Origin of the sequence: Psychrobacter namhaensis, from assembly GCF_016107545.1 — a bacterium.
Lineage (GTDB): Bacteria > Pseudomonadota > Gammaproteobacteria > Pseudomonadales > Moraxellaceae > Psychrobacter > Psychrobacter namhaensis.
In genome coordinates this window covers 25,195-49,340 of the sequence record NZ_JABASS010000012.1, presented here as the reverse complement: position 1 = coordinate 49,340, position 24,146 = coordinate 25,195, and the positions used below count along the sequence as shown (strand labels likewise).

23 protein-coding genes are annotated in these 24,146 nt (G+C 44.0%); 14 read left to right on the top strand and 9 right to left on the bottom strand.

Annotated features, from left to right (window positions below):
- Nucleotides 1-232 precede the first annotated feature (232 nt).
- Entirely contained in the window at nucleotides 233-862 is a 630-nt protein-coding gene (locus JFC06_RS09485) for a superoxide dismutase (RefSeq protein ID WP_193004671.1), read from the top strand.
- Between the two features lie 86 nt (nucleotides 863-948).
- Here the strand turns inward: JFC06_RS09485 and JFC06_RS09480 are convergent, their stop codons facing one another.
- The 3 genes from JFC06_RS09480 to JFC06_RS09470 all read right to left on the bottom strand — a co-directional run bounded on the left by JFC06_RS09480 (nucleotide 949) and on the right by JFC06_RS09470 (nucleotide 4,020).
- A complete protein-coding gene (locus JFC06_RS09480) occupies nucleotides 949-2,022 on the bottom strand; it encodes a hypothetical protein (protein ID WP_198334855.1) in 1,074 nt (357 codons plus the stop codon).
- 61 nt (nucleotides 2,023-2,083) lie between these two features.
- Nucleotides 2,084-2,902, bottom strand: coding sequence for a DUF72 domain-containing protein (locus JFC06_RS09475; protein WP_198334854.1), 819 nt, complete (start codon nucleotides 2,900-2,902; stop codon nucleotides 2,084-2,086).
- A gap of 41 nt (nucleotides 2,903-2,943) precedes the next feature.
- Complete coding sequence (locus JFC06_RS09470) at nucleotides 2,944-4,020, bottom strand: polyprenyl synthetase family protein (RefSeq protein WP_193005192.1); 1,077 nt, start codon at nucleotides 4,018-4,020, stop codon at nucleotides 2,944-2,946.
- 760 nt (nucleotides 4,021-4,780) lie between these two features.
- Between JFC06_RS09470 and fadB the strand changes: the two genes are divergently transcribed.
- The 6 genes from fadB (at nucleotide 4,781) to JFC06_RS09440 (ending at nucleotide 11,920) form a co-directional block, all read left to right on the top strand.
- A complete protein-coding gene (gene fadB, locus JFC06_RS09465) occupies nucleotides 4,781-6,940 on the top strand; it encodes a fatty acid oxidation complex subunit alpha FadB (RefSeq protein ID WP_193005193.1) in 2,160 nt (719 codons plus the stop codon).
- A gap of 225 nt (nucleotides 6,941-7,165) precedes the next feature.
- Entirely contained in the window at nucleotides 7,166-8,338 is a 1,173-nt protein-coding gene (fadA, locus tag JFC06_RS09460; RefSeq protein WP_193005194.1) for an acetyl-CoA C-acyltransferase FadA, read from the top strand.
- A 99-nt stretch (nucleotides 8,339-8,437) separates the two neighbouring features.
- Nucleotides 8,438-9,799, top strand: a complete 1,362-nt coding sequence (locus tag JFC06_RS09455) for a DarT ssDNA thymidine ADP-ribosyltransferase family protein (RefSeq protein WP_198334853.1) — start codon at nucleotides 8,438-8,440, stop codon at nucleotides 9,797-9,799.
- On the top strand, nucleotides 9,792-10,484 hold the full coding sequence (locus JFC06_RS09450; protein WP_198334852.1) for a DarT1-associated NADAR antitoxin family protein: 693 nt from the start codon (nucleotides 9,792-9,794) through the stop codon (nucleotides 10,482-10,484). Before JFC06_RS09455 ends, JFC06_RS09450 begins: the two co-directional genes overlap by 8 nt.
- A 149-nt stretch (nucleotides 10,485-10,633) precedes the next feature.
- Nucleotides 10,634-11,209, top strand: coding sequence for an isochorismatase family protein (locus tag JFC06_RS09445; protein WP_198334851.1), 576 nt, complete (start codon nucleotides 10,634-10,636; stop codon nucleotides 11,207-11,209).
- Between the two features lie 81 nt (nucleotides 11,210-11,290).
- A complete protein-coding gene (locus JFC06_RS09440; protein ID WP_198334850.1) occupies nucleotides 11,291-11,920 on the top strand; it encodes an HD domain-containing protein in 630 nt (209 codons plus the stop codon).
- Nucleotides 11,921-12,018: 98 nt separating this feature from the next.
- On the opposite strand, the gene asd is transcribed toward JFC06_RS09440, so the two are convergent.
- Nucleotides 12,019-12,855: an archaetidylserine decarboxylase gene (asd, locus tag JFC06_RS09435; protein ID WP_198334849.1), complete on the bottom strand. Its 837-nt coding sequence runs from the start codon at nucleotides 12,853-12,855 to the stop codon at nucleotides 12,019-12,021.
- A 112-nt stretch (nucleotides 12,856-12,967) separates the two neighbouring features.
- On the opposite strand from asd, the gene dtd reads away from it, so the two are divergent.
- The 3 genes from dtd to phoR all read left to right on the top strand — a co-directional run bounded on the left by dtd (nucleotide 12,968) and on the right by phoR (nucleotide 15,414).
- A complete protein-coding gene (dtd, locus tag JFC06_RS09430) occupies nucleotides 12,968-13,423 on the top strand; it encodes a D-aminoacyl-tRNA deacylase (protein ID WP_198334848.1) in 456 nt (151 codons plus the stop codon).
- A 145-nt stretch (nucleotides 13,424-13,568) separates the two neighbouring features.
- A complete protein-coding gene (gene phoB, locus JFC06_RS09425) occupies nucleotides 13,569-14,273 on the top strand; it encodes a phosphate regulon transcriptional regulator PhoB (protein ID WP_198334847.1) in 705 nt (234 codons plus the stop codon).
- Between the two features lie 52 nt (nucleotides 14,274-14,325).
- Entirely contained in the window at nucleotides 14,326-15,414 is a 1,089-nt protein-coding gene (gene phoR / locus JFC06_RS09420) for a phosphate regulon sensor histidine kinase PhoR (protein WP_227670098.1), read from the top strand.
- A gap of 58 nt (nucleotides 15,415-15,472) precedes the next feature.
- Here phoR and JFC06_RS09415 read toward each other — a convergent pair whose 3' ends face one another.
- A complete protein-coding gene (locus JFC06_RS09415) occupies nucleotides 15,473-16,063 on the bottom strand; it encodes a M23 family metallopeptidase (RefSeq protein ID WP_198334846.1) in 591 nt (196 codons plus the stop codon).
- Between the two features lie 166 nt (nucleotides 16,064-16,229).
- On the opposite strand from JFC06_RS09415, the gene JFC06_RS09410 reads away from it, so the two are divergent.
- Nucleotides 16,230-16,925 (top strand): putative quorum-sensing-regulated virulence factor, encoded by a 696-nt coding sequence (locus JFC06_RS09410; protein ID WP_198334845.1) that lies wholly within the window; start codon nucleotides 16,230-16,232, stop codon nucleotides 16,923-16,925.
- A gap of 45 nt (nucleotides 16,926-16,970) precedes the next feature.
- Here JFC06_RS09410 and JFC06_RS09405 read toward each other — a convergent pair whose 3' ends face one another.
- A complete protein-coding gene (locus JFC06_RS09405; RefSeq protein ID WP_198334844.1) occupies nucleotides 16,971-17,918 on the bottom strand; it encodes an alpha/beta hydrolase family protein in 948 nt (315 codons plus the stop codon).
- Between the two features lie 328 nt (nucleotides 17,919-18,246).
- Here JFC06_RS09405 and JFC06_RS09400 point away from each other — a divergent pair, with 328 nt between their 5' ends.
- Nucleotides 18,247-18,930: an LOG family protein gene (locus JFC06_RS09400; protein WP_198334843.1), complete on the top strand. Its 684-nt coding sequence runs from the start codon at nucleotides 18,247-18,249 to the stop codon at nucleotides 18,928-18,930.
- Between the two features lie 145 nt (nucleotides 18,931-19,075).
- Here the strand turns inward: JFC06_RS09400 and JFC06_RS09395 are convergent, their stop codons facing one another.
- Complete coding sequence (locus JFC06_RS09395; protein WP_198334842.1) at nucleotides 19,076-20,632, bottom strand: FAD-dependent oxidoreductase; 1,557 nt, start codon at nucleotides 20,630-20,632, stop codon at nucleotides 19,076-19,078.
- Between the two features lie 586 nt (nucleotides 20,633-21,218).
- Here JFC06_RS09395 and JFC06_RS09390 point away from each other — a divergent pair.
- Nucleotides 21,219-21,653, top strand: coding sequence for a hypothetical protein (locus JFC06_RS09390; RefSeq protein ID WP_198334841.1), 435 nt, complete (start codon nucleotides 21,219-21,221; stop codon nucleotides 21,651-21,653).
- Nucleotides 21,654-21,771: 118 nt separating this feature from the next.
- On the opposite strand, the gene JFC06_RS09385 is transcribed toward JFC06_RS09390, so the two are convergent.
- Nucleotides 21,772-22,377 carry a YceI family protein gene (locus tag JFC06_RS09385; protein WP_193005206.1) on the bottom strand — a complete coding sequence of 202 codons (606 nt, stop codon included), beginning with the start codon at nucleotides 22,375-22,377 and terminating at the stop codon, nucleotides 21,772-21,774.
- 545 nt (nucleotides 22,378-22,922) lie between these two features.
- Here JFC06_RS09385 and JFC06_RS09380 point away from each other — a divergent pair.
- On the top strand, nucleotides 22,923-23,201 hold the full coding sequence (locus tag JFC06_RS09380; RefSeq protein WP_193005207.1) for a type B 50S ribosomal protein L31: 279 nt from the start codon (nucleotides 22,923-22,925) through the stop codon (nucleotides 23,199-23,201).
- Nucleotides 23,202-23,313: 112 nt separating this feature from the next.
- On the opposite strand, the gene JFC06_RS09375 is transcribed toward JFC06_RS09380, so the two are convergent.
- Nucleotides 23,314-24,144, bottom strand: a complete 831-nt coding sequence (locus tag JFC06_RS09375) for an SGNH/GDSL hydrolase family protein (protein ID WP_198334840.1) — start codon at nucleotides 24,142-24,144, stop codon at nucleotides 23,314-23,316.
- Nucleotides 24,145-24,146: the final 2 nt, after the last annotated feature.

The window sequence follows — 24,146 nt, the reverse complement described above, 5'->3', positions numbered from 1 at the left end:
ATAAACGCGCATAAAGTCAAACACTTGGCTTTTGGGCAAAGAATAATAGTTAAGTCAATTTTGGATTCATAATAATACGTGCTACTGTGTTAGGCAATAACACGTATGCAGCGAAAACACTCAGTTCAAACAATAAACTCAGCCAATTTAGGCCGCTATTTTTTAGGGTAAGAACAGTGTAGAATTCAGTTTCTATCACGTAACGGCCAAAAACAGCAAGGATAAAATAATTATGTCAAACATTACTTTACCAGACCTACCATATGCAAAAGACGCGCTAGAGCCACATATCAGTGCCGAGACGCTAGAGTATCATCATGATAAGCATCATGCAGCTTATGTAAACAAACTAAAAGATCTACTACCAGGTTCTGGTCTAGAAGACAAAACGTTGCCAGAGATCATCAAAGCGACTGCGAAAGATGATAGCAAGCAAACGATGTTCAACCAAGCAGCGCAAGTGTGGAACCACACGTTTTACTGGAATTGCATGACGCCAGATAACGGCGGCGGCGAACCTACTGGTGATCTAAAAGGCAAAATCGAAGAAGACTTCGGTAGCTATGATAAGTTCCGTGAAGAGTTCAAAAACGCAGCTACCTCACAGTTCGGTTCAGGTTGGGCGTGGCTCGTGACTGATAAAGTAGGCGGTAAACTTTCAGTAATGAATACTAGCGATGCTGATAACCCACTTGCTCATGACAAAATTGCCGTATTGACGTGTGATGTATGGGAACATGCGTACTATGTTGATTACCGCAATCGTCGTCCTGACTATGTCGACACGTTCCTAGACAAGCTAGTGAACTGGGACTACGCAAACGCAAAATATAAAGGTCAAGACGCTGGCGTTGAAGAGTAATCTTTAAGACTTAAGCATTTGATTTAAAAAAGGACACCGAGAGGTGTCCTTTTTTTGGTTTGAATATACTCGATTGATTACAGTCATTAGCTATTTATTGTTTCAAATACTAACTCCCTATACTGTCCAGTAAACCTGAGCAAAGCAAGAGGGTCGTCAAAACGTTTGTTCTTATTTATCTCTGGCTCAATTTCATCCCACGTACTGATGATGGTTTTCATATACTCTCTACCCCCTATTCTATCGATAGTCCTTATATGAAGAAACTCATGAAATTTTTCTTCTGATAATAGCTGCTTTCTGAACCAGAATAAGCCTACAGTTACCGAATGCAGTTCACAAATATAAACTAGCTCAGAACGACTGAGCTTAATTTTACCTAAAGACTGCACCTCTGCTATATCAAAAAACTCCCATATCTGGGGTAAAAGGTGCTCTAATCTAACAATTACCGAAGGATGAGTACCTTTAGGTGCTGAATCTATGTTTAATGGTTTAATACCGTGAAATTTATATAAAGCACAAGAAAGCGCACATGCAAACGATCCTATAGAATCTTCTAAATCCATACCTTTAAAATGCCTTACTAATTCTTTGATACAGATATATACCGCTTCAAAGTCTGCCGCCATTTCTGTCGTATGATATATGGCAGCAGCTCTTCCTTCTAAGTTCTCTGATTTATAAATATTACATTCATCTATTGAATGATTGTCACTTTGAAGTATTTGACTTCGAATGTGTCCATGTTCCTGATTAAGATGAGCTATTTCATGAAAAAATACCCAAGTTAATGTACTGATAAACATATTTTTTTTGTATTCCGCTTTCGAAAAACTTGAAGGTATTAGTTCTTTATATTTATGGTGGCTTCCAAATAATGTATCGAATATAGGTTTGTCACATTCGCTTTCAATATAAGCGCAATACTCCTCAATATCTCGATATAGCTGACGTGCTAACTCGTAATACATATTTACAGTATGCACTGGAGGCTCATCTACTTTCGAATTTGATTGAGCTGAGGCATTAAATTTTTCATCTGTTCTCCACAAAACTGATAAAACACCGTTAATCTTAGAATATAAGTTTTCATTCAGATCAGCAGCTATAGAAGAAATAACATCTGTAGCTAGATTGTATATTTCAATATCTTCCATTTCATGAATCCAGATAAATGTTCAAATAAGTGTAAAATATTTTAGTAATGAGTAGAAATAGCTACAACACCTCAAACCCAAACTTAACCAACGCCTCTTTAAGCATCGCAATATTATAGTAGGCATGCGCGTTGACGGTGTTTTGAAAGAAGATATAGAGCGTGTCAAAATGCTGGCGCTGATTGGCAATCGCCTGCGCCCAGTCCTTCATTTCCGCCTCACTATAGCGATAATCATGACGGTCGCTCGCACTCATCGCATCCCACCAGTTTAGATTATTGCCATGCATACGCAAATAACCTGTGCGTTCGGTAAATATCAACCGCGATGGCGGGAGCCCGCTCACTTTCGGATAATCGACACTGCACCAAATCAAACCTTGCTTGATAAAGCTATCGACCACTTGCGGGGTGTGCCAGCCGTTATGACGAAACTCAATGGCGAGTGGATAGTCCTGAAACCAACTGACAAGGTTGGCCAGATAAAGCCTGTGCTCGCGGGTACGATCAAAACCGTGTGGAAACTGCAAGAGTAATGGGGCTAAAGCATTCGCTTCGATAAGCGGCGTGAGCGCGGTCAAAAAAGCCTGCGCATGATCGGCAGTGCCTTTACGTGCATGGGTGAAGTCTTGATGTAGCTTCACGGCAAATTTTAATTGGCTGTCTGCCTGCGCATAGGCTTTATCGACCATACCGGCAAAGGCTTTTTGGCCGATGGGTGCGTAGAAGGTGCTATTAACCTCCACCGCGCCATATTGTTTGGCATACTCACGCAAAAAATCCGTTTTTTTGGTGCCAGTGGGATACAGCGTGCCGAGCAGATCGGTATCGCTATAGCCGCCAGTGCCAAGATAAATACGCGGGGTAGGGTTACTGTCCATGTTGACCACTCATTGCCATTCTTTGATGATTAAATTTTTGGTTATTTTTTACGGGCCCATAGCCATTCTATTAACGCTAGTAGGGCATCATTGTCGGTGTTACTGCTTGATTCATGACGGCTCAGCTCACGAGTAATGGCAGCGCGTCCGTCATTAAACAGCGATTGCGCATAAGCCGTTGCGTTTTCAACACCCATTAGTTTGACATAGGTGGACTTGTCTAGTTTTTCATCGCTACCAGCAGGTTTGCCGAGCGTATCCGTGCTGGTGGTCACATCTAAGATATCATCTTGGACTTGGAAAGCGAGACCAATGTGCTGGGCGCACTCTTGTAACGCCATGCGCTGCAAAGCCGTCGCGCCAGCACAAATACCGCCCATGAGCATCGCCGCTTCAATCAATGCGCCCGTTTTATCACGGTGGATGGCTTCTAAATCGCTTTGTGAAATGTGGGGGCTGGCTTCAGCATTGAGATCAAGCATTTGGCCTGCCACCATACGTCTGGCACGCGGCGCAAATATGGCAAATAGCTGGCTTGCGATAGCGGTATCAAAGGGCGCAAAGGTGGGCATCTCTGCGGTCAACACTTCAAAGGCGAGCGTCTGTAGGACATCTCCTGCCAGTAGCGCGGTCGCTTCACTAAAGGCGATATGACAGGTCGGTTGACCACGGCGCAGCTCATCATCGTCCATACAGGGTAAGTCATCGTGCACCAATGAATAGGTATGCAACAGCTCCACTGCCAATGCAGCACGGCGACACATATCATAATCTGAGTCGTTCTCTAACAGCATCTCTAAATCATCATTTAGCGCGGTATCTGTCAGGTTGGTACGATTAGATGAAAGGGCGTCTGAGGCAGTATTTATATTTGTAGCCACCTTCATACCATCATTGACGCTGGCAAAGGCGCTGGCGACCATCAACGGACGCACCAACTTGCCTTGGCCGGTCATCACATAACGACACGCATCAACTAGGGGAGTAGGAAGTTTGGCATAAGCAAACATCACCTCGATATCTTGGGCCAATTGGGCGCGCACGGCACTGTGGAATTGCTCGGTGCTGTGGTCAGCGCCATCAAAAGACATAAAGCTTGGTGTAGAAGAAACAGTCATAACCCAACCATTTATAAGAGGAATAATAAATTATAAGAGGAATAATAAAAATATCGTTAGTGTAGCATGATAGATTGTATTCCTTGTCCGGCAGGTATGGTCGATGAATTATTTTTTGCTGGTTCATGTTAAAAACAGCGTGAAATACGCCAACAAGCCCTCGTTACGTATTGGTGATTTAATTTGCTGTTTGAATGTGCTTTGATAAATGAGGCAATTGAGAGACTGATAAGCTACTGTCGATCGTGCTGAAGCGTGGATATTTGGGATAAAATATCAGTGTGCAAGCAGTCATTTAAAGCACGTTGGCAGGAAGGTAAAGGGCTACTATAGCTTTAAGAGTGACTTGCGAGTATGGTATTAGCTTGTGACAGTCAGGGGCATAATCCCCTACACTAATTGGCGTAAAAGTGGTCTGGTGATGAGAATGGGGGTTTTGCCCATCTGTCTAAGCGAAAAACTCACACGAGACCCAAGCCTAAACCGTGTTTGTCACATTATTATCGGCACCAATAGTATATAAATAACGTGCCGTGTGAGTTTGTGCAAGAGACGTCAAAATAGCAGTGAATACAAAATCATGAGCGCTGGATAACAAAGATATCTTCACTGATTAATCTGCTAGGTGTTTATCATGATGGGGTTGTTTATCATAATGAGCGGGCAGGTTAATACAGTGCTATTACCCATTTTACTAACAGTAACTGGCTATTTATTTTAATCCAAAACGTAGCTTTCGTTATATAGAAAGGAGTTTCAAATGGTATACCAAGGAAATCGCATTACGGTGACAATGCTAGAGGATGGCATCGCCAACATGCAGTACAACGCCGAAAATGAGAGCGTGAATAAGTTTGATGCTGAGACCAATAAGCAATTTGGCGAAGCTGTAAGCGCTTTAGAAAAAGATGACAACGTAAAAGGCCTTATCGTCACCTCAAGTAAAGGCGTGTTTATCGCTGGTGCTGACATCACAGAATTTGTTGGTTCTTTTAAGAAGCCAGAAAGCGAGATTAAAGACTGGGTTGTTGACGTTAATGACGCCTTTAACCGCTTTGAAGACTTGCCGTTTCCGAAAGTAGCTGCCATCAATGGTGCAGCGCTTGGCGGTGGTTGTGAGATGACGTTGGTTTGTGAATACCGTGTCATGAGTGACAAAGCAATCATTGGTCTACCAGAAACTCAGCTGGGCATTTTCCCAGGGTTTGGTGGTACGGTTCGTAGTACGCGTGTGATTGGTATCGACAATGCGCTTGAGCTGATCGCGACTGGCACGCCAAAAAAACCTCTTGATGCCTTAAAGCTAGGCTTGGTTGATGCAACAGTACCAGCTGATGACCTGCAAGATGCGGCGATTGATTTGGTCAAAAAATGTATCTCAGGTGAGCTTGATTGGCAAGCGAAACGCGAAGAAAAGCTTGCGCCTGTTAAGCTAAACCAGCTTGAGCAAGCCATGGCGTTTAACAGCGCCAAAGGCATGATTTTTGCCAAAGCCAATCCTAAACAGTACCCAGCACCAGCAATCGCCATCGAGACGATTGAGAAGCACGTCAATCTGCCACGTGATAAAGCGATTGAGGTAGAAGCTGCCGGTTTTGCAAAAGCCGCTAAAACCCCACAAGCAGAAAGCTTGGTTGGTCTGTTCTTAAACGATCAGTTGGTCAAAAAATTAGCGAAGCAGCACAGCAAAAAAGCCCATGAAATCACTGAAGCGGCGGTATTGGGCGCAGGTATCATGGGTGGCGGCATCGCTTATCAAGCGGCGAGCAAAGGCCTACCAATCATCATGAAAGACATCAAGGCTGAGCAATTAGACCTTGGTATGGGTGAAGCCAGCAAACTGCTTGGCAAAATGGTTGAACGTAAGAAAATGACCCCAGCAAAAATGGGTGAAACGTTAAGCCGTATCCGTCCAACCTTAAACTATGGTGACTTTAGCGATACCGATATCGTCATCGAAGCCGTGGTAGAAAATCCAAACGTTAAGCGTAGTGTGTTAAAAGAAGTGGAAGGCTTGGTTAAGGACGATTGCATCTTAGCGTCAAACACCTCAACCATTTCTATTACTTATCTAGCAGAAGCGCTTGAGCGTCCAGAAAACTTCGTTGGTATGCACTTCTTTAACCCAGTGCACCGTATGCCGCTAGTAGAGGTTATCCGCGGGGAGAAGTCCTCTGAAGAAGCCATCGCGACCACCGTTGCGCTCGCCTCTAAAATGGGCAAAGTGCCTGTCGTGGTCAACGACTGCCCAGGTTTCTTGGTAAACCGTGTCCTGTTCCCATACTTTGGCGCGTTTGACTTGCTACTAAAGCAAGGTGCTGATTTTGCTCATGTCGATAAAGTCATGGAAAAATTCGGCTGGCCAATGGGCCCTGCTTATCTAATCGACGTGGTCGGTTTAGACACGGGTGTCCATGGCGCAGAAGTTATGGCGGAAGGTTTCCCAGATCGCATGAAGCCTGATTATAAAGGGGCGATTCAGCATTTATATGAAAACGAGCGCCTAGGTCAGAAAAACGGCGTTGGTTTTTACAAGTACGAGACAGACAAGCGCGGTAAGCCAAAGAAAGTTGCGGATGATGCCACTTATGAGTTGCTAAAAGCCACGACTGATAATGACAAGCAAGCGTTTGATGATCAAGCGATCATCGACCGCACCATGCTGGCTTTCTGTAATGAAACCGTACGCTGCTTAGAAGACAACATTGTGTCTACGCCATCTGAAGCGGATATGGCGATGATTATGGGCGTTGGTTTCCCGCCATTCCGCGGTGGTCCTTGCCGTTATATCGACCAAATGGGTCTAGATAACTACTTGGCATTGTGTGAAAAATACGCGCACCTTGGCAAAGCCTATGAAGCGCCGCAAAAGATTCGCGACATGGCAGCAGCAGGCGAGACCTTTTACGCAACAGCGTAATGGTCGGTCATTACTAGGATGAAGTGCAGTACGTTTGCTTATTGAGAGGAAAGCCACTGGTGTGACGATACTCTTTAGGGGCAAACGTACGGTTACAGTTGGTTCAAACGCTGGTACAAAGGCATCGCGCGCAGAGGTACCTATCGTACCTTCAGCAAGATTGCGATGTGATAAAGCGTAAATGAGCTGGCTACACTGACAATAAAAATTGAAAAGGAAGATAGTATGACAACTTTAAGTCCAAAAGACGTGGTCATCGTAGATGGCGTACGCTCAGCGATGGGTAAATCTAAAAACGGTATGTTCCGTCATGTGCGCGCTGATAGCATGTCTGCTGAACTCGTACGTGCGTTGGTTGAACGTAACGACTTTGACCCACGTGACGTTGAAGATATCATCTGGGGCTGTGTCAACCAGACGCTAGAACAAGGCCTAAATATCGGTCGTAACATCGGCTTATTGGCGGGCATTCCAAAGACAGCGGGTGGCCAAACGGTGAACCGCCTGTGTGGTTCTTCTATGCAGGCGCTACACACGGCCGCCGCGCAAATCATGACCAACCAAGGTGAGATCTTTATCATTGGTGGTGTCGAGCATATGGGTCACGTGGGCATGATGCATGGTGTTGATCTCAATCCTGAAGCATCAAAGCATTACGCTAAAGCCTCAAACATGATGGGCTTGACGGCTGAAATGCTTGGCCGTATGAATAACATCACACGCGAAGAGCAAGACGCTTTTGGTCTTGAGTCACATCGTCGTGCATGGGCTGCCACCACTGAAGGTCGTTTTGACAATGAAATCATCGGCATCGAAGGTCATGATGCTGCTGGTCGCTTGCAACTGTGTACCGTGGATGAAGTCATTCGTCCAGATGCAACGATGGAGCAAATGCAAAAGCTACGTCCAGCGTTTGATCCAAAAGGTGGTACAGTGACTGCGGCAACCTCATCTGCACTATCTGACGGTGCGTCAGCGATGCTCGTCATGAGCGCACAAAAAGCCAAAGATTTGGGTCTAAAGCCACGTGCTCGTATTCGTAGCATGGCCGTTGCTGGTTGTGATGCGGCTATTATGGGTTATGGCCCTGTCCCTGCTACCAATAAAGCGTTGAAGCGTGCTGGCATGAGCATCGATGACATGCAAACCATCGAGCTAAACGAAGCATTTGCAGCGCAAGGCTTATCCGTATTAAAAGCCCTAAACTTGACTGACAAGCAAGACATCGTCAACATCAATGGTGGCGCGATCGCGCTTGGTCATCCACTCGGGTGTTCTGGTGCTCGTATCACAGTGACTTTGCTAAACGCGATGGAGCAATCAGACACTGAAATCGGTCTAGCGACAATGTGTATCGGTCTTGGTCAAGGGATCGCTACCGTTATTGAGCGTGTTTAATCGAAGTAAGTAAACTATTTTTCTGAATATCTTGTAAACCGAATGCCTCTAGCGTAATGTTAGAGGCATTTTTTGTGGGTATGTGTTTATAGGTGTGTCATGGAAATATTTATAATAATAATTGTATTTTTGATTATATGGTTTTTTACATCGACATCAAAATCTAAAGACGTTAAAACTGCTATCAAATTTGCTAAAGAAGCTAAAGATGGGACTAATAAGTTCCTTGATGAAACTAATAAATTTCTTGATGAGTTGAGTAATAATTTAGATAAGTTTGGCAGCGAATTAGAAGAAAAAAATATTGAAAAATTTAAAAATAGATTGTATGAGCTTTCTGAAAGAGAAGACCTAGAAGACTTCAATGAGCTTAATATAAGTTTAGGGTTAACAGATAATTTTGATGAAGTAACATGGATGGTTAATGCTTTTAAAAGAGCTGGACGTTATGATGAAATATCCCATTTAGTTATCAAGAAAAATGATGTTAAATCTGGGTTTTTTTCTTCTAATGAAGAGAAGTATTTTATTAATCGTGAGTATGGTGAACTTAGAAGAGATAAGCTAGCCAAAGATAAATTAGCTAAAGATAAATTAGCTAAAGATAAATTAGCTAAAGCTTCCAATGATACAGCCAGTATTGAAGATATTAATAAGTATGCAGGAGAGGTTGACAGCTACTTAATTGATTTTTTAAAGATACGTTTCTATCTTGCAGGTAAAAGAGGTTATCCAGACTTACAATGTGTTGATCAATACTTTAATTTTAAATTCTCAGATCTTGATAAAAGTTTTTATAGTTCTATATGGCAAAATATTGTCAGCGCGACAGTTTTTGATAGTAGTAAGTGTAAGAATATTGATGCCATATATCATTTTACTCACAAGTCAAACCTCTCATCTATATTAGAATATGGGATTTTAACAAGAACAAACCTTAACAATATGAACCTTAAATATGCGTTTAATGATCAGATGAGGCTAGATGGAGTTTTAGACTCTATTTCATTATCATTTAGCCATCCAAATTTCAAGATGTTCTATAGATATAGAAAACAAACTAGTGATGATGATTGGGTGGTGCTTAAAATTTCACCTTCGCTTATATATGGAAAAGAGCAGCAAACGTCTAATAGAATTGAAAACTTTAATTATCTTAATAAGGCAGTTTTTTGTAGTACAAACGCAGCGTCTAATAAGGTGAGAAATTTATCTATTGATGAAAGAATGACGTGTAATGCTTTTTTAGAGATGTTTGAGTCACCAATAGGTAGGGCATTACCAACTTATACTTACGACAACCAAGCCGAAGTACTATACCTAGGTAATATTCCAGTAGATTTCGTTGAAGAGATATATACTAATCATCAAGATGAGAGCCTTAACTGGGTTAGAGAGCTTGGGTATAAAGTTACTGAGAATGATATTGTATTCGATCAAAGGAGATATAGAGATGGCTAATCGTCCAGTATTTGTACCTAGTAATTCAAATGAAGAGTTGGTTATTATTGAGGATTTAGATTTTGAATGGTTTGCTGGGTTTAGTGTGGCACAAAAGAAAAAATCAGTCGAATCGCTGCACTGCGCTTTTAAAAAAAAACATCCTACTAAAAATGTATTAGAGATATCCTCTAAATCTGACTCTGAACTAGGTATTATGCTTAGTGCTTTTAACCTTCAAATTGAACTGCGCAATGGCCACAAAGCTAGTGTCGAGAGTCTTTATCAGTCATCAAAGGTCTTCCAGGAAGGAGGCCCTTATGATGATATCCGATATAAAAGTTCATTAGAAGCTAAAAGAGATGAAAGGTTAAAAAGTTCAGGTGATATTATCGCTTTCGAGCATAAAGGTGATAGATGGGATATTGAACCAAAAACTGCTTTTTATAATTGGTTGTATTTAAATGTGTTGAATTTGAATAGCAACCTTAAAAATCAAGTGTTAGAGTATGATGCCTTTACAGATATTGAGTTTAATCCCAAGAAATCTTTTAGTTGTCAAGCAAATGCTATTGCACTATACGTCTCACTAAGACGAAATAAGATATTAGAAGACAGTGATAGTATTCCCAATAAAAAGGATTTTCTACAATTAGTTGGCAGATCCAAAGATAATAAAGGTGAAATGCAAGATATGTTTAAGTGAGTTTTCTTAAAGTGTTGTGATTAAAAGTTATCTCCATTGACGCATCAGCCAAACTGTGACTAAATAAGAGTAAGCTGAGCTAAGACACTATTGATGTTACCTTTAATATCGCTTTTAATAAAAAATGTCAGCCGTACAAGGAGTGTACTATGTCTACTATGATTACCGATCGTACCTATCGCATTGCGCGTGAAAACACACAAGCGATGATTATCGATGTACAAGAGCGCTTAACGCCGCACATTTATGACCATGAAAATATTTTAAAAAAAATAGTAACGCTGATCAAAGGTCTGCAGGCGCTCAACATTCCTATTATGCTCAATGAGCAGTATAAAAAAGGTCTAGGCGATACGTTACCCGAGATACGTGATGTATTAGAAGGTGAGAATGCCAAAAGCTTCGAAAAAGTGACCTTTAGCGCCTGTGATAATAATGACGCATGGCACTATCTGGCGCAGCAGAATCGTAGCACTATCTTGTTATTCGGTGTTGAGGCACACGTCTGCGTGCTCCAAACAGCGCTCGATTTACTTGATAACGGTATGCAACCAGTCATTATTGGTGATGCAGTCGGCTCACGTTTTCCTTATGATAAAAAACAAGCCATTCGCCGTATTCGCCGGGCAGGTGGAGTGATTACCACCGTTGAGACTATTTTGTTTGAGCTGTGCCGAAGCAGTCAAGACCCTGCTTTTAAAACCATCAGTCATTTAGTCAAATAATTGACGCAGCCCGTCGCAGTTATTTGAATGAGATAGCGCTTGATAAAATAAGCGCTATTTTGCTTTTCATCAGAGAAAAATATGTCTTTAAACAAACCTATGTCATTCACCAACGCCTCGCTCACCTCAAACATCGATATCGATGATGTCACGCATTTTTTACTGGAATTAGATGCACTCAAACGTATCAATCGCCGCAGCTACGTGACACAGACCACTCGTCATGAAAACTCTGCTGAACATTCTTGGCATTTAGCGATGGCATGTTGGTCTATTGCTGAGTTATTTGAGCTGGATGTTAATCATGAGAGCGTACTCAAGATGGCGTTGGTCCATGATTTGGGCGAGATTGATGCGGGAGACACCTTTTTGTATGCCAATACGCGACGTGATGCCCATATCGAAGAGCGCGCTGGTATCGCTAGATTGCAACGCGAGCGGGGCAATGGTATTAGGGACTTGAGTGAGGTTTGGGAGGCGCAAGAGACAGGCAGCAGTCAAGAGGCTCAGCTGCTTCGCGTGGTTGATCGTTTATTACCATTTTTGCTAAACCTAAATACCAATGGCAAAACGTGGATTGAGCTTGGCGTCACGCGCACCCAAGTGGCGGGCGCGCACGCCTTTATTAAAGACAGTTTTCCAGCCATTCATGACTGGCTGTCGAAAAACATTGAATACGCGACCCAGCAAGGATGGTTGATTGATGAGTAAGTGGATAAAATCTCTATAAATGACAGACACATAAAAGCCCAGTAACACGTCGTCATCCACGTAGCACTGGGCTTTTATGTCGTGATTACAGCGCAAGCTTATTTGCTATTAGTGACCCCTAATAACTGTCCCATTTTTACAAAACTGTTGGCTTGCATCGTCTCTTGCCAGTCAGCTTTTGCCGCTTTTGGTAGCACGACAATAGCAGTGGAACCCAGATAAAAACGCCCAAGCTCATCACCTTTCTCAAAACGCATATCGTGATTCGCTTCTTGTATGTCCTCAGTACGGGCGATCTTGCCTGTCGCCACTGTCTCAATACCAGCGACGATCATCGCGCCAACCATCACAACGGCCGCTTTGCCATACTGGGTATCAAACATACAGACCAGACGCTCATTACGCGCAAACAAGTCGGGCACGTTAGCAGCGGTGGTGGTATTGACAGAAAACAGCGTGCCAGGCACATAGCGAGTCTTGGTCAATGTACCCGCAAATGGCATATGGACGCGGTGATAGTTACTGGGTGCTAGATAAACGGTCGCAAAACTGCCGTCGGCAAAATAACGACCATCTTCGCTATCAGCCAGTAATTGCCCAACGTCATAATAACGCCCTTTTGCTTGAAACACTTTATGGTCGTCAATCTGTCCTAGTTGAGAGATAATACCATCAGCAGGACTGACAATGCCCTCAGCCGTGTTGTCGATAGGGCGCGCATCTTCTTTTAACTCACGCGTAAAAAAATCATTGAAGCTCTCATAAGCGTTGAGACTTTGGCGCTCATACTCATCCAAGCTGACATTGTAGGCTTTGGCAAAGCTACGAATAAAGGTACGTTTGACATAAGGATGACGGCTGGCGGCCAAACGCCCTGCGACTTTACTCAGCTGCTGCTGCGGGACAAGCTGTTGTAAGGTGGTGAATAAATTCATAATAAGGCTACCAAAATAAAGTTTAGTGTAATCATTAATAGGCAAGTGAATGGCTATATTTTATCATGGACAGCCGTGTATTGTATGACCATAATCTGTAAGGAATCAGTAAATGAAAGCACTTATACAACGAGTACACTGTGCGAGTGTCACCGTCGATGAGCATTGTGTGGGTAGCATCGAGCAGGGGATATTGGCGTACATTGGCTTGGGTCCCGATGATACCCTCCAAACCGCACAGCGCATGATTGATAAAATCCTGACGTATCGTATTTTTGAGAATGACGACGATCCTGCCAAATACGGTAAACTGGATAAAAATGTCCAGCAAGTGGGTGGTGGATTGTTACTGGTTTCACAATTTACCTTGATGGCAAAAACAGACAAAGGTCGTCGGCCTGACTTTGGCGGGGCAATGCCACCTCATGCGGCACAAGCCTTATTTGCTCAATTGGTCGAGTATGCAAAGACTCAGCACTCTACCGTTGCTACTGGTCAGTTTGGCGCTGACATGCAAATTGAGAGCATCAATGATGGACCGATAAACTTTTTATTAGATGTAAATTAAACCACCGAAGTGCTTTAGAGCATGAGAAATTTAAACGATCACTGTCATTAAGCTGTCACAATTAATCCGTTTAATAGATAGAAGCTGACGAATATGTATTGTCTTTTTACCTGCTAAACTTTGTCCTCTAACACTGAGATGCCATATGTACAATGAGCAAATTTTGATTGTTGAAGATGAACCTGCCATTCGTGAGATGGTCGTCATGACATTGGAGATGGCGGGATTTGATAGCCTGCAAGCCGCTGATGTGTCTGAGGCGCACCAGCAAGTGGTCGACCACAGGCCTGCGCTGATTTTGTTGGATTGGATGCTACCTGGCGATAAGAGTGGTGTGGATTTTTGTCGCATGCTCAAAAACGATGAGTTGCTCTCTGAGATACCAGTGATCATGCTAACAGCTAAAAGCGAAGAAGACAGCAAAGTGCATGGCCTCGATGCGGGCGCCGATGATTATATGACCAAGCCTTTTTCTACTCGTGAATTGGTCTCTAGAATCAAAGCGGTATTACGTCGTAGTAATGCACTCAGTAGCGACAAGTCTATCGAAATCGGAAAACTAAGCTTAGATCCAAAAAGTCAGCGTGTGACCGCTGCTGGTAGGGTCATTGACGTTGGACCTACTGAGTATCGATTGTTGGCATTTTTTATGAGTCATCCAGAGCGTGCTTATACGCGCACACAGTTGCTGGATCAAGTATGGGGCGGCAATGTTTATATTGAAGACAGAACCATTGATGTCCATATCAAGCGTTTGCGTACATTGCTGCGCCCTCACGATTGCGATACTTTGATACAGACTGTACGCGGTACAGGCTATCGATTTTCTAGCCTTATTGAGCCAAATTAATCTGGTATAAGCCATGTCAATCTAAGGCAATGGATAGTGGTAAGGATGAGAAATGGATAAGATGGCACCCATACAAAATAAGCAAAATACATTAGAGTCGATCTCCCAGCAGAATACAGCGGAGCAACTGCAAAAAATCAGAAGCGCACTACGAGCACTACGAGATGCGGTGATCTTGCTCAATGATGACGATGGTCTAGAGTGGTGGAATCAAGCGGCGCAAGATTTGCTATCGTTGCAGCCCATTGATAAAGGTCAAAGTATTTTTGATTACATTACGGTACCTGAGTTTCGGCAGTATTATAAAAACACCACGCTGCCCAACGACGGTGTGCATCTCGAGTCGTGGCGTGATCCCAGTCGGTATCTAAAGTGTGAGATCACGCCTTTTGGAGATGAGAAGCTGTTGTTTATTTATGATGTGACCCGCTTGCGGCATTTAGAGCAAATGCGTCAGGACTTTGTGGCCAATGTCTCGCATGAGCTGCGCACACCCTTGACCGTGATGATGGGTTATCTAGAAAACTTCTCAGATCAGCCAGATATGCCACCGAAGTGGCGACGCGGTTTTGAGCTGATGACCCAGCAGACTGCGCGTATGAATAGAATTGTAAATGACTTACTGCTGTTGTCTAAGATAGAGATTGAAGAGGCTCACGAGCTCAATTACATAAATATGACCAAACTGTTGACCAATATCTATGACGATGCGCAGGCTTACAATCAGGCCTACAAACACATCATTCATCTGCATATAGATACTTATGATGGGCTATATGGGTCAGAGATGTATTTGAACAGTGCGTTGTCCAACTTGGTGATTAATGCGATCAAATACACACCGAAAGGCGGCAATATTACCATCAGTTGGACGCGGACGGCAGATGGTTGTCGATTTGCTGTCGAAGATGATGGCCTTGGTATCGCACCTCAGCACATTGCCCGTTTGACAGAGCGCTTTTATCGTATCGATAAAGGTCGCAGCCGTGCGACAGGCGGTACGGGGTTAGGGCTAGCCATTGTAAAGCACGTCTTGCACCAGCATGAGGCACACTTGCAGATTGACTCAGTAGAAGGGGCGGGATCGACATTTAGCGCGGTGTTCCCAGCAGCTTGTGTGCGCTCTGCGTCTACGGATTAAGGATACGCGCTCTGTTAATAAGCGGTCTTTGAACGTGCTAAATAGTGCGTTGCAAACGCTACTCTTTTTGCAAAAGCGGATAAGGGTTCACCGCGCTACCATTAATATAAATGCCGTAATGCACATGGGGCGGTGTGCCTTTTGCGTTGCCACTGTCACCCACATAACCGATCACCTCGCCTTGGTTGACCCAGTCATTGGGAGCGATGTCGGCATAGTCTTCTAAATGCGCATAATAGTGCCCTGCACCGCCCGGCCCTACGACCACGACCACACGACCACCTAAATTATTCTCGCCAACTTTGCTGACGATACCTTGGGTTGTCGACTGAACAGGGGTGTGGCGAGGTGCAAAAATATCGATGCCTTCGTGGGAGCGCCCTTGACTACGCGCTGCGCCCCAAGTGTCTGTCAGGTTTTGCTCTGGGAGTGGGCTGGGTAAGCTATTCTCTGTGGGCAGCGCTTGTTGCAACAGACTCAGCTGCTGCCATTTGGCGACCACAAATGACTGGGTTTGCTGGCTAATGCTCGGTAGCAGTTTGTCCAAGACAAATAATAGCGCTAGCAGTAGCGTGGCCTTGATCAGTATGCTGATCACACGACTGAAAAAAGAGGGCTTTGATTGCGGGATTTTTTCATCTGCTGGCATCGATATCTCTTATATATATTTTATTGCCTGATTCAACATTATATGGGTGTGGCCGATTAACGTGTGTATAGCATTGTTATATCAGCATTTTAACCTCATAAATATAACGCTTCTTTTAAAACACAATTTTTAAAATACAATGGCTGTTATTGATGGCTGACTCTTTATGACTGATTTTTTTATGGCTGCCACAGCGCTTATTATTGACACCGAAACCGATCAAGGGCGTGATCCACGGCCTATCCAAGTTGCGACTATTAATGTAGCGACGGGCTATGAGTGGATGCAATACTTTAACAGCGGCCGCTCAATATCACCTACTGTCATCAAGGTGCACGGCATTACCGATGAGGATGTCGCAGGGCTTGAGCGTTTTGATTTGGCTGAGTTTGAATTACCAGCGTACTTAATTGGCCATAATGTCCGGTTTGATTGGCGGGTGATTGGCAGCCCATCTACTAAGCTGATTTGTACCGTAAAGCTTGCGCGTGCCGCCTTTCCAGAATGGAGCGCTTATGGTCAGTCTAAGTGTATTGAGCAATTATTGGGCGAGGGCGAGGCGAGTGCAATAACGATGGCCGCCCATGACGCGTTAGGGGATGCACGGATGTGCTATCTGCTCTATCAGGCATGCTGTGAGCGTTTGGCGATTGCACCGACCGATTTTGCAGCGGCACATGCTATCTCGAATACCGCCAATCCAGTGAGTAAAATGCCCTTTGGTAAATATAAAGGCAAGCCCATCAAAGAGGTGCCCATCAGCTATGTTAGATGGATGATGGGCAATATTCATAACATGCAGCCATCGCTTTATTCTGCGTTGACGAAGCGCATCAATGCAGAAAAAGGCGCGAAGGAATAAATAGCGTTATTTGAATTGAGGACACGCCCTAAAACAAATACGAGATTATGGCTGCTTATCTAACCAATCTACTGCCATCTGCCACAACTCTGGCGCTTTGGTGTGGGTTTTACTACTAAAATAACGCATGTGTCCGATGTGGCTCAGGCCGAAGTCTTTAGGGTATAAAAAACGTTTTTCCACGGGCATTTTTGTAAACACCCGTATCATATCGTCCATATTTTTACTATTGGCGATATCATCATCGCTAAAGCCTAACCACAATGCTGGCGTGTTTATCTCATCATAAAAATGCGTGTGGATGCTCTTGCCAAACGCCGTCTTGATATAACCTGAGCCGTTGCACCATTCACGCCACTGACGAGCAACCCCGCGTGGCAATGGTTCGCCCATACCGACTTTATCCGCAGGCGTGTAACCCAGCGTTAGGTTGGCCAGTGGAATAAACGCGTCCATAAAGCCCATTGCTTTGAGCTTGTAAGGCATGTCCATATTTTTGATGCAGCCTGAGGAGCAGGCGACATTAAATACGGACGTAATGGCCTTGTAGTTTGGCATTAAACCAAGCAGTTGACCGCCCGCGCTATGACCGATGAGGTGATAAGAAGCATCGGCAAATTCATCTTGCAATGCATCGAGCACGGCTGGCATATCGTGGCGACCCCAGCTGATGAGTGAGGCGTCACATTTTGCCAAATCGGTTGAAAGTGATTCACCAACTCCTTCATTGTCAAAGGTCAGCACACCAAAGCCATTTTTTGCTAAATAAGTTGCAAAGTTGTGGTAAAACTGACGTTTGATACCCGTTGCTGGCGCTATCATAACGGCTGTTTTTACCTGTGTCTTAGGGCGATAGGTTGTCGCTGCTAAAGGGTGATTACGCGCGGTCATGATACTCAGTGAGTAGGTGTCAATATCAGCACCAGCATCGTTATGGTGCTTGTCTCTAGAGCTTAGTCGCCCTATAGAAGGGGGAGTGCGAGTGTTATCCATGGTGTTACCTTAAAGTTTTTTATTGTTTGTTAGCGTAGAGAGTGACGGTTTACTTGACATAATTTATCAATGCTCAGCGCCAAAAATGTCATAATTGTGTAGAGATAAATCGTTGCTACCACGTGGTAGTATCGCTTATGTTAAGATAAATGCTGGTAAGCCAGGCGATCAAATATGACTTCTAAGTTCTATGTGATTTATCCTCGATGACACTGTCCACAAATATTTGAATGCATATCCTGTTTTAAATATTTAACACGCTTTAATAAATATGTCGCCATCAGCAAGCACTCGTAAAAACAATTGAAATGAAAATTAAGGACGTTATATGCAAATGAAAATTAATAATGATACTTATGAGGTCATTACTAGCCAAGACATTACCAATATTGAAAAAGCAGTCGATAAAACAACCTTGATGATGCCACTGGTGGCGGTTTATTGTGGCTCACGTTTGGGCAACAGTGAGGTGTATGAGCAGGCTGCTCGTGAGCTGGGCCTTGCCTTGGCAGATAATGGTTTGGGTCTGGTCTACGGTGGGGCGAGTATCGGGCTAATGGGGGCGGTTGCTGATGAGGTTATCCGCGGCGGGGCGCAAGCCGTGGGGGTGATTCCCACCTTTATGCTCAAGCACGAAATTGCTCATGAACAGCTGACCCGCCTGCATTTAACCGATACCATGCACACGCGTAAAACAGTGATGGCAGAGTACGCCGACGCTTTTATTACGTTGCCAGGCGGGCTTGGGACGTTAGAAGAGATTATGGAAATTGCCACATGGCGACAGTTGTATCAACATGAAAAGCCGATGATTATCCTTAATATCAATGGCTTTTATGATCGTATGATTGAGCATCTAAAATACACCGCTGAGCAGGGCTTTATGAAGCAAGAAGATCTTGAGCGTTTGGTGGTTTGCAACACCATCAATGAAGCCATTGACCTGCTAAAGACAGTGGTCAAGATAGACGACACCGTCGACACGGAAAAAATGGCTGGTAGTGAAAGCTAAAACCTAGCTGTGATTGTGTAAACCATGATGAAATCCGTTATATAGCGATAAGACAAAGACAAAAGGGCAGCAGTAGTCAATGATTGATTACTGCTGCTCTTTTTTGTTTTATTAGCAGCCTATAGGAGCAAAACACATTAGAGCGTTAGGTTTTATCTGATAATAAGTTATCTAGCGCTTTTTCGCGAATACCGTGGTTCACATCCGCCATCGCTGGCGGAAATCCGCGCTCTTCAGCGAGCATGCGGGCGACTTTGTCAATACCCAAGCTATTATTGTGCACAAGATAAGACCATTCATGGGCATAACGATTGCGGTTGGCGGGCGTGTCATTATCAATCAACCCAAGCGCCGTCAACTCGTCCACAATCTGATCGGCAGCAATTAAGGTCGATGACGCTTTAACATTTTCAGCGCGGGCGTAGCGTATATTAGAATACAGACTCACATCAGCAACTCGTAACGTATCGTCTTGACCGGGGATTTGTTGCCCACCATATAAGGCGTTACCGACTGTGCGCGCACTATGGAACGTCGGTACAAACTCCGCTATATGATTGATGGCTTGCTGGCTACGCGCTTGTAGCGGTGCTTTATCCCAGCCCTCTTCGATATAATGTACGTATTGCTGAGGCAACTCTGGTTGGGCGCTGTCTTGACTAGAAGCGACCAGTCCGTCATCGAATAGGGTGATGAATTTACTCATACCATGTATTTGAAAATATCCGCCTGGATAAGGGGTAAGCTGCGCCATACCTGCGGGTGTACCGCGATTACCATAAACAATAATCTCCGGTATCTGGCCGCCATTATCCTCCCAATGCGTAATATAAGAAGACTTAAACTCGACCATGCGGGTGACTTTTACGCCGACCATATCGTCGATCACGCCAGTACGAAAGCCACACGCGTTGATTAAGTAGTCTACCTCGATGGACTCAGATACAGAGTCGGAACCAGCCGCTTGCTGATAGTCGATGCGCCATTTGGTGACATGGTGATCCGCGTTTGAGCAGTTTTCACAATCGACCGGCAGGACTTGCTTAACCTGAGTATCAGTAAAGACGTGAGCATGCTCATCACCTTCTAACGCCAACTGAGCAGAGGCAGCTAAACGAAAAATATTCCAACCATACTCTTGTACGACAATCAGCGGAAACTTGACTTTGCTTAAATCCAAATACTTCGCAACCGGTATCATCCATTCGTCAACGGTACTTGGCACAGTGACTTGCTCACGTTCAGCCAGTTCAGTCAGTTGTTCATGACTATATAGTTGATAGTAGTTCTCAGGCTCACCCAGTACTTTATTGTTGCTATCTTGGGAAATAAGGTCGCGATAAGCGTCTGTCAATATATCAAGGCGTGGCAACAAGTCCTCGGGCAGGCCTTCATCACGAGTGGGGACGGCAAACACAGTGGGACGTACATCGATGGTATAAGGATAAAGACGCAAGATATCGATACACTGTTTGAGGAGCGCAACGCAGTCCTCATCAGGAATCTCACGATAAAGATTGCCACCCGCATGCAAATGACACATCGGCGGCCCATCGATAAGCGACTTATTTTTTTCAAATAAGTAAGTTTCAAGCCCTAGCGCGGCTAGGCGAATAGCAATGGTTGCGCCTGCCGTCCCACCACCAAGAATGCCGACGCGTTTGCCGGAATGAACGGGTTTTTTATTAGTAGAGTGAGTCATTATCGTTGTTGTATCCTTGATAGCATCCCCATCAGGTCATGCTCGGCGTATTCATTAATGAGTTTGTGAGTGCTGATATGCGTGCAAAGCGCGTCAAGTTCAACACTTATATTAAGCCGCAATGGTCACATCTATCACTGTTTAGTAATTCTTAATTTGCGTGACGATATTCTACGAAAAACTACAAGAAAAGTAACGGCAAATACGTAAGAAGATACATGAGTTTTGTCAACGAATAGAGACGGTTTTATCAGTGATAGAGGAGTGGCGGCAAAATTAAGCTCATTAGTACAAAATGGACAATAGCAAACCGCAATAAATATTTGCATACGCTTCACCTTGTTATTAGAACTGGGTGGAGAGCTGACGTCTGTACCGTTAAGGCGCTCGTTTACCCAATTGTTAAGAATGATACGCTTTTGTAAATTCGGGAGTGGATAGAGACGACTCTTTAAAAGCATGTGCTATATTAAAACGGCACAAAGCTAGGTTCAAACCGCTCTTTATTGCCCTCATAGGTGATAAACGATAAAAAGACATTCAAATAAAAATTTACGATGACAATGACAACGATAAGGAAGTTACTATGAAACGTGTGCTTATGTTATCCGCGCTCACTGGTGTTTTGACGCTTAGTGGGTGTTCAACGTTAAACAATGTATTCGGGAATGATGATTCTGGCATGCATGAGGTGCAAGCCACCACGACAAATACGGCGCCAGTAGCCAGTAAAAACGGCGTACTAGTCGATGCCACTAACCATATGACCTTGTATACTTTTGACAAAGATTCTATGAATAAATCAGAGTGCGGTTCTGCATGTTTGTTGGTGTGGCCGGCGTTTATGGCGCCTAGTAACGCACAAGCTTCTGGTCAATTTTCAGCGTTTCAACGTGAAGACGGCAAATACCAGTGGGCAGTGAATGGCAAGCCTTTATACTTCTATGCCAATGACACAAAAGTTGGCGACCAAAATGGCGATAACAAACTTGGCGTTTGGCATGTCGTTAAAACCAACTAATGCGCCGCCCATACGTGAGATTTATGATTGAGCCGAATCAAAAAAGCAACCATCAAAGTGGCTGCTTTTTTATTTTAATCAGAGAGAGTAACGTTCTTTTTTAGTCTAAAAGCTAGGACTATTTTGCTTTTTTCTCTACTAACTCACCATCTATTTGAATAGGCACGCTGGTAGTAACGCCTTGAGAATACGCATCCATACCATAAGCCGTACGATCGATAGTCCCTGTCGCACGGAAGCCGATAACAGGCTCATTTGTCATTGGACTGTTAGCGACTTTCTTTAACGTTAGGTTAAGCGTTACTGGTTTGGTTTGACCCAGTAAAGTGAAGTCACCGGTTACTTTTGCTTGTTGTGGGTTTATAAAGTTAACCTGTGTCGATTTAAAGCTCATGGTAGGATATTTTTCAACATTGAAAAACTCATCGGTTTTTAGATGCTCGTCACGCGCTTTCCAAGCAGTGTCAATACTGTCTGTATCAATGACAAAGTTAAGCTGGGCTTGGTTTGGGTTTTTAAGGTCAAATTGTACGGTACCCTCTACATCACTAAAGTGTCCCATAACGGTAGAAAATCCCATGTGTTCAACAGAAAAGCCGACGCGAGTATGCGAGTCGTCTAACTGCCATTGACTCGGAAGTGCAGCACTAGCCATGGTAGTAACAGCAAGGGTGGAGCTGACTAGCAGGGCTTTTGCGGTGTTTTTCATTGCAGCGTTTATCATTAGCGTATCCTTATTGAGTGTGCATTAATTGAGCGTTCATTCATGACGGTCGTTTATTGATGTAGGCTAATAATTAGTAGAGAAACCCTTATCATACCAAAGCAGTCAGGGGGAGATAGTAGGTAGTCACTTACCTCATTACCCATGTCCTTTGTGAATGACAAACGTCTCCCTATAAACTACTATTATTAAATTAATCTATAACATTAGATAAGATTGGTTACCTTATCTAATGGAATATTGTACTGGTATAAACCGCATATCTCAATACCGCGGTTGTTTTGCTGACAACTTATCACATATAACCCTCATAACTGCTGCTTGCATAGAACGTCGAAAACCGTTAAAATCGCGTTTTGATTTTCCCGCTGGGGAAAGGCTAAGTGAGCAGGGGTGTGGTGCTCTGTGCTGGAATAAGCCAGTGACGCAGTTGCCATACTTATAAATGTCCTTAGTGCCTCAGTTACGTATGTCATTGCTGGTTTGACCCACCATAAAGATGGTGTAAAAATCACGCTACATACATCGGACCTAGAGAGTTTATTATGCGTAAAGATATCCATCCTAATTACCAAGAAGTTTTGTTCCATGACACTAACGCTGACGTGTTCTTTTTGACTCGTTCAACCGTTAAGACGAAAGCCACTCGTGAATACGAAGGCACAGAATACCCATACTACCCACTTGATATCTCAAGTGCGTCGCATCCGTTCTATACTGGCGAGCAGCGTAAAACCTCTACTGAAGGCCGTGTTGCTAGCTTCAACAAACGCTTTGGTGCATTCGGTGGCCGTAGCAAGAAAGCCGCTGATTCTGCTGAATAATTTACACTTATTGTGTAAAGGTCGTTCGCTAAACCATAAAAAACCGCTGATGAGTCAGCGGTTTTTTATTGGGTGGTTAAAAGTAAATCCCCCCTGTTTTACAGCTAGAAAACTAAGACGTGGAAGCATCAAGCACCTGAATGATTCGTTCGGCCACCTGCTGCGCCCAGTAACCATACATGAGGCTGCTAGGATGAAAACCGTCACTGGCAAACATGACTGCGATATCAATTGGCTTGCCATTAGCGTGCTCTTCTATCATCCGTGGAAAGTCGGTTGCCATATAGGTGACGCTGTCATTAGCAGCACACTCTTGCTGCAATACCTTGTCAAGAATTGAGGCTTTTGCGCCAACAAAGTTATTGAGCGGGGCCGGTATCGCCGGCATTTGTGCCATCGGCGGTAGACTTAAAAAAATCAGTTCGCGTACGCCAAATTTACGCTGAGCGATAGCAATGATGTCTTTAATTTGCTGTTGCCATTTATGCACAGAGACGTTAGAGGTCGTGTCATTCACCCCGACACTCAGTACCATCACATCAACAGGCTGGCTGGGCGGAGGTAGGATATATAGCCTACGCAAGATATCAAAGCTGGTATGGCCAGTGGTCGCTTGCAACGACCAGACCAGCTCATCAAACTGAGTATAAATATCGGACTGCTGCGCTAATATGGGAATCAGCTTACCGACTAGCGCCTCTTGCTGGGTCTGACTACCAACCCCCGCTGCTGCCGAGTCACCAACAATCATGAGATTTAGGGTTGGCTTACGCTTATTTTTGGCCGTAATGGTAGCTTCTGGTAATGACACATGACCGTGCCTTTCTCCATTTGGCTCAGGTAGGCGTACGGTATCACGCTTGATTTTGCGCCCTTGATACAGGTACACAGGGGCGAGGAGCACATCTCTTGCGACAGAGGTTACTTTATTGCTATTTATCATAT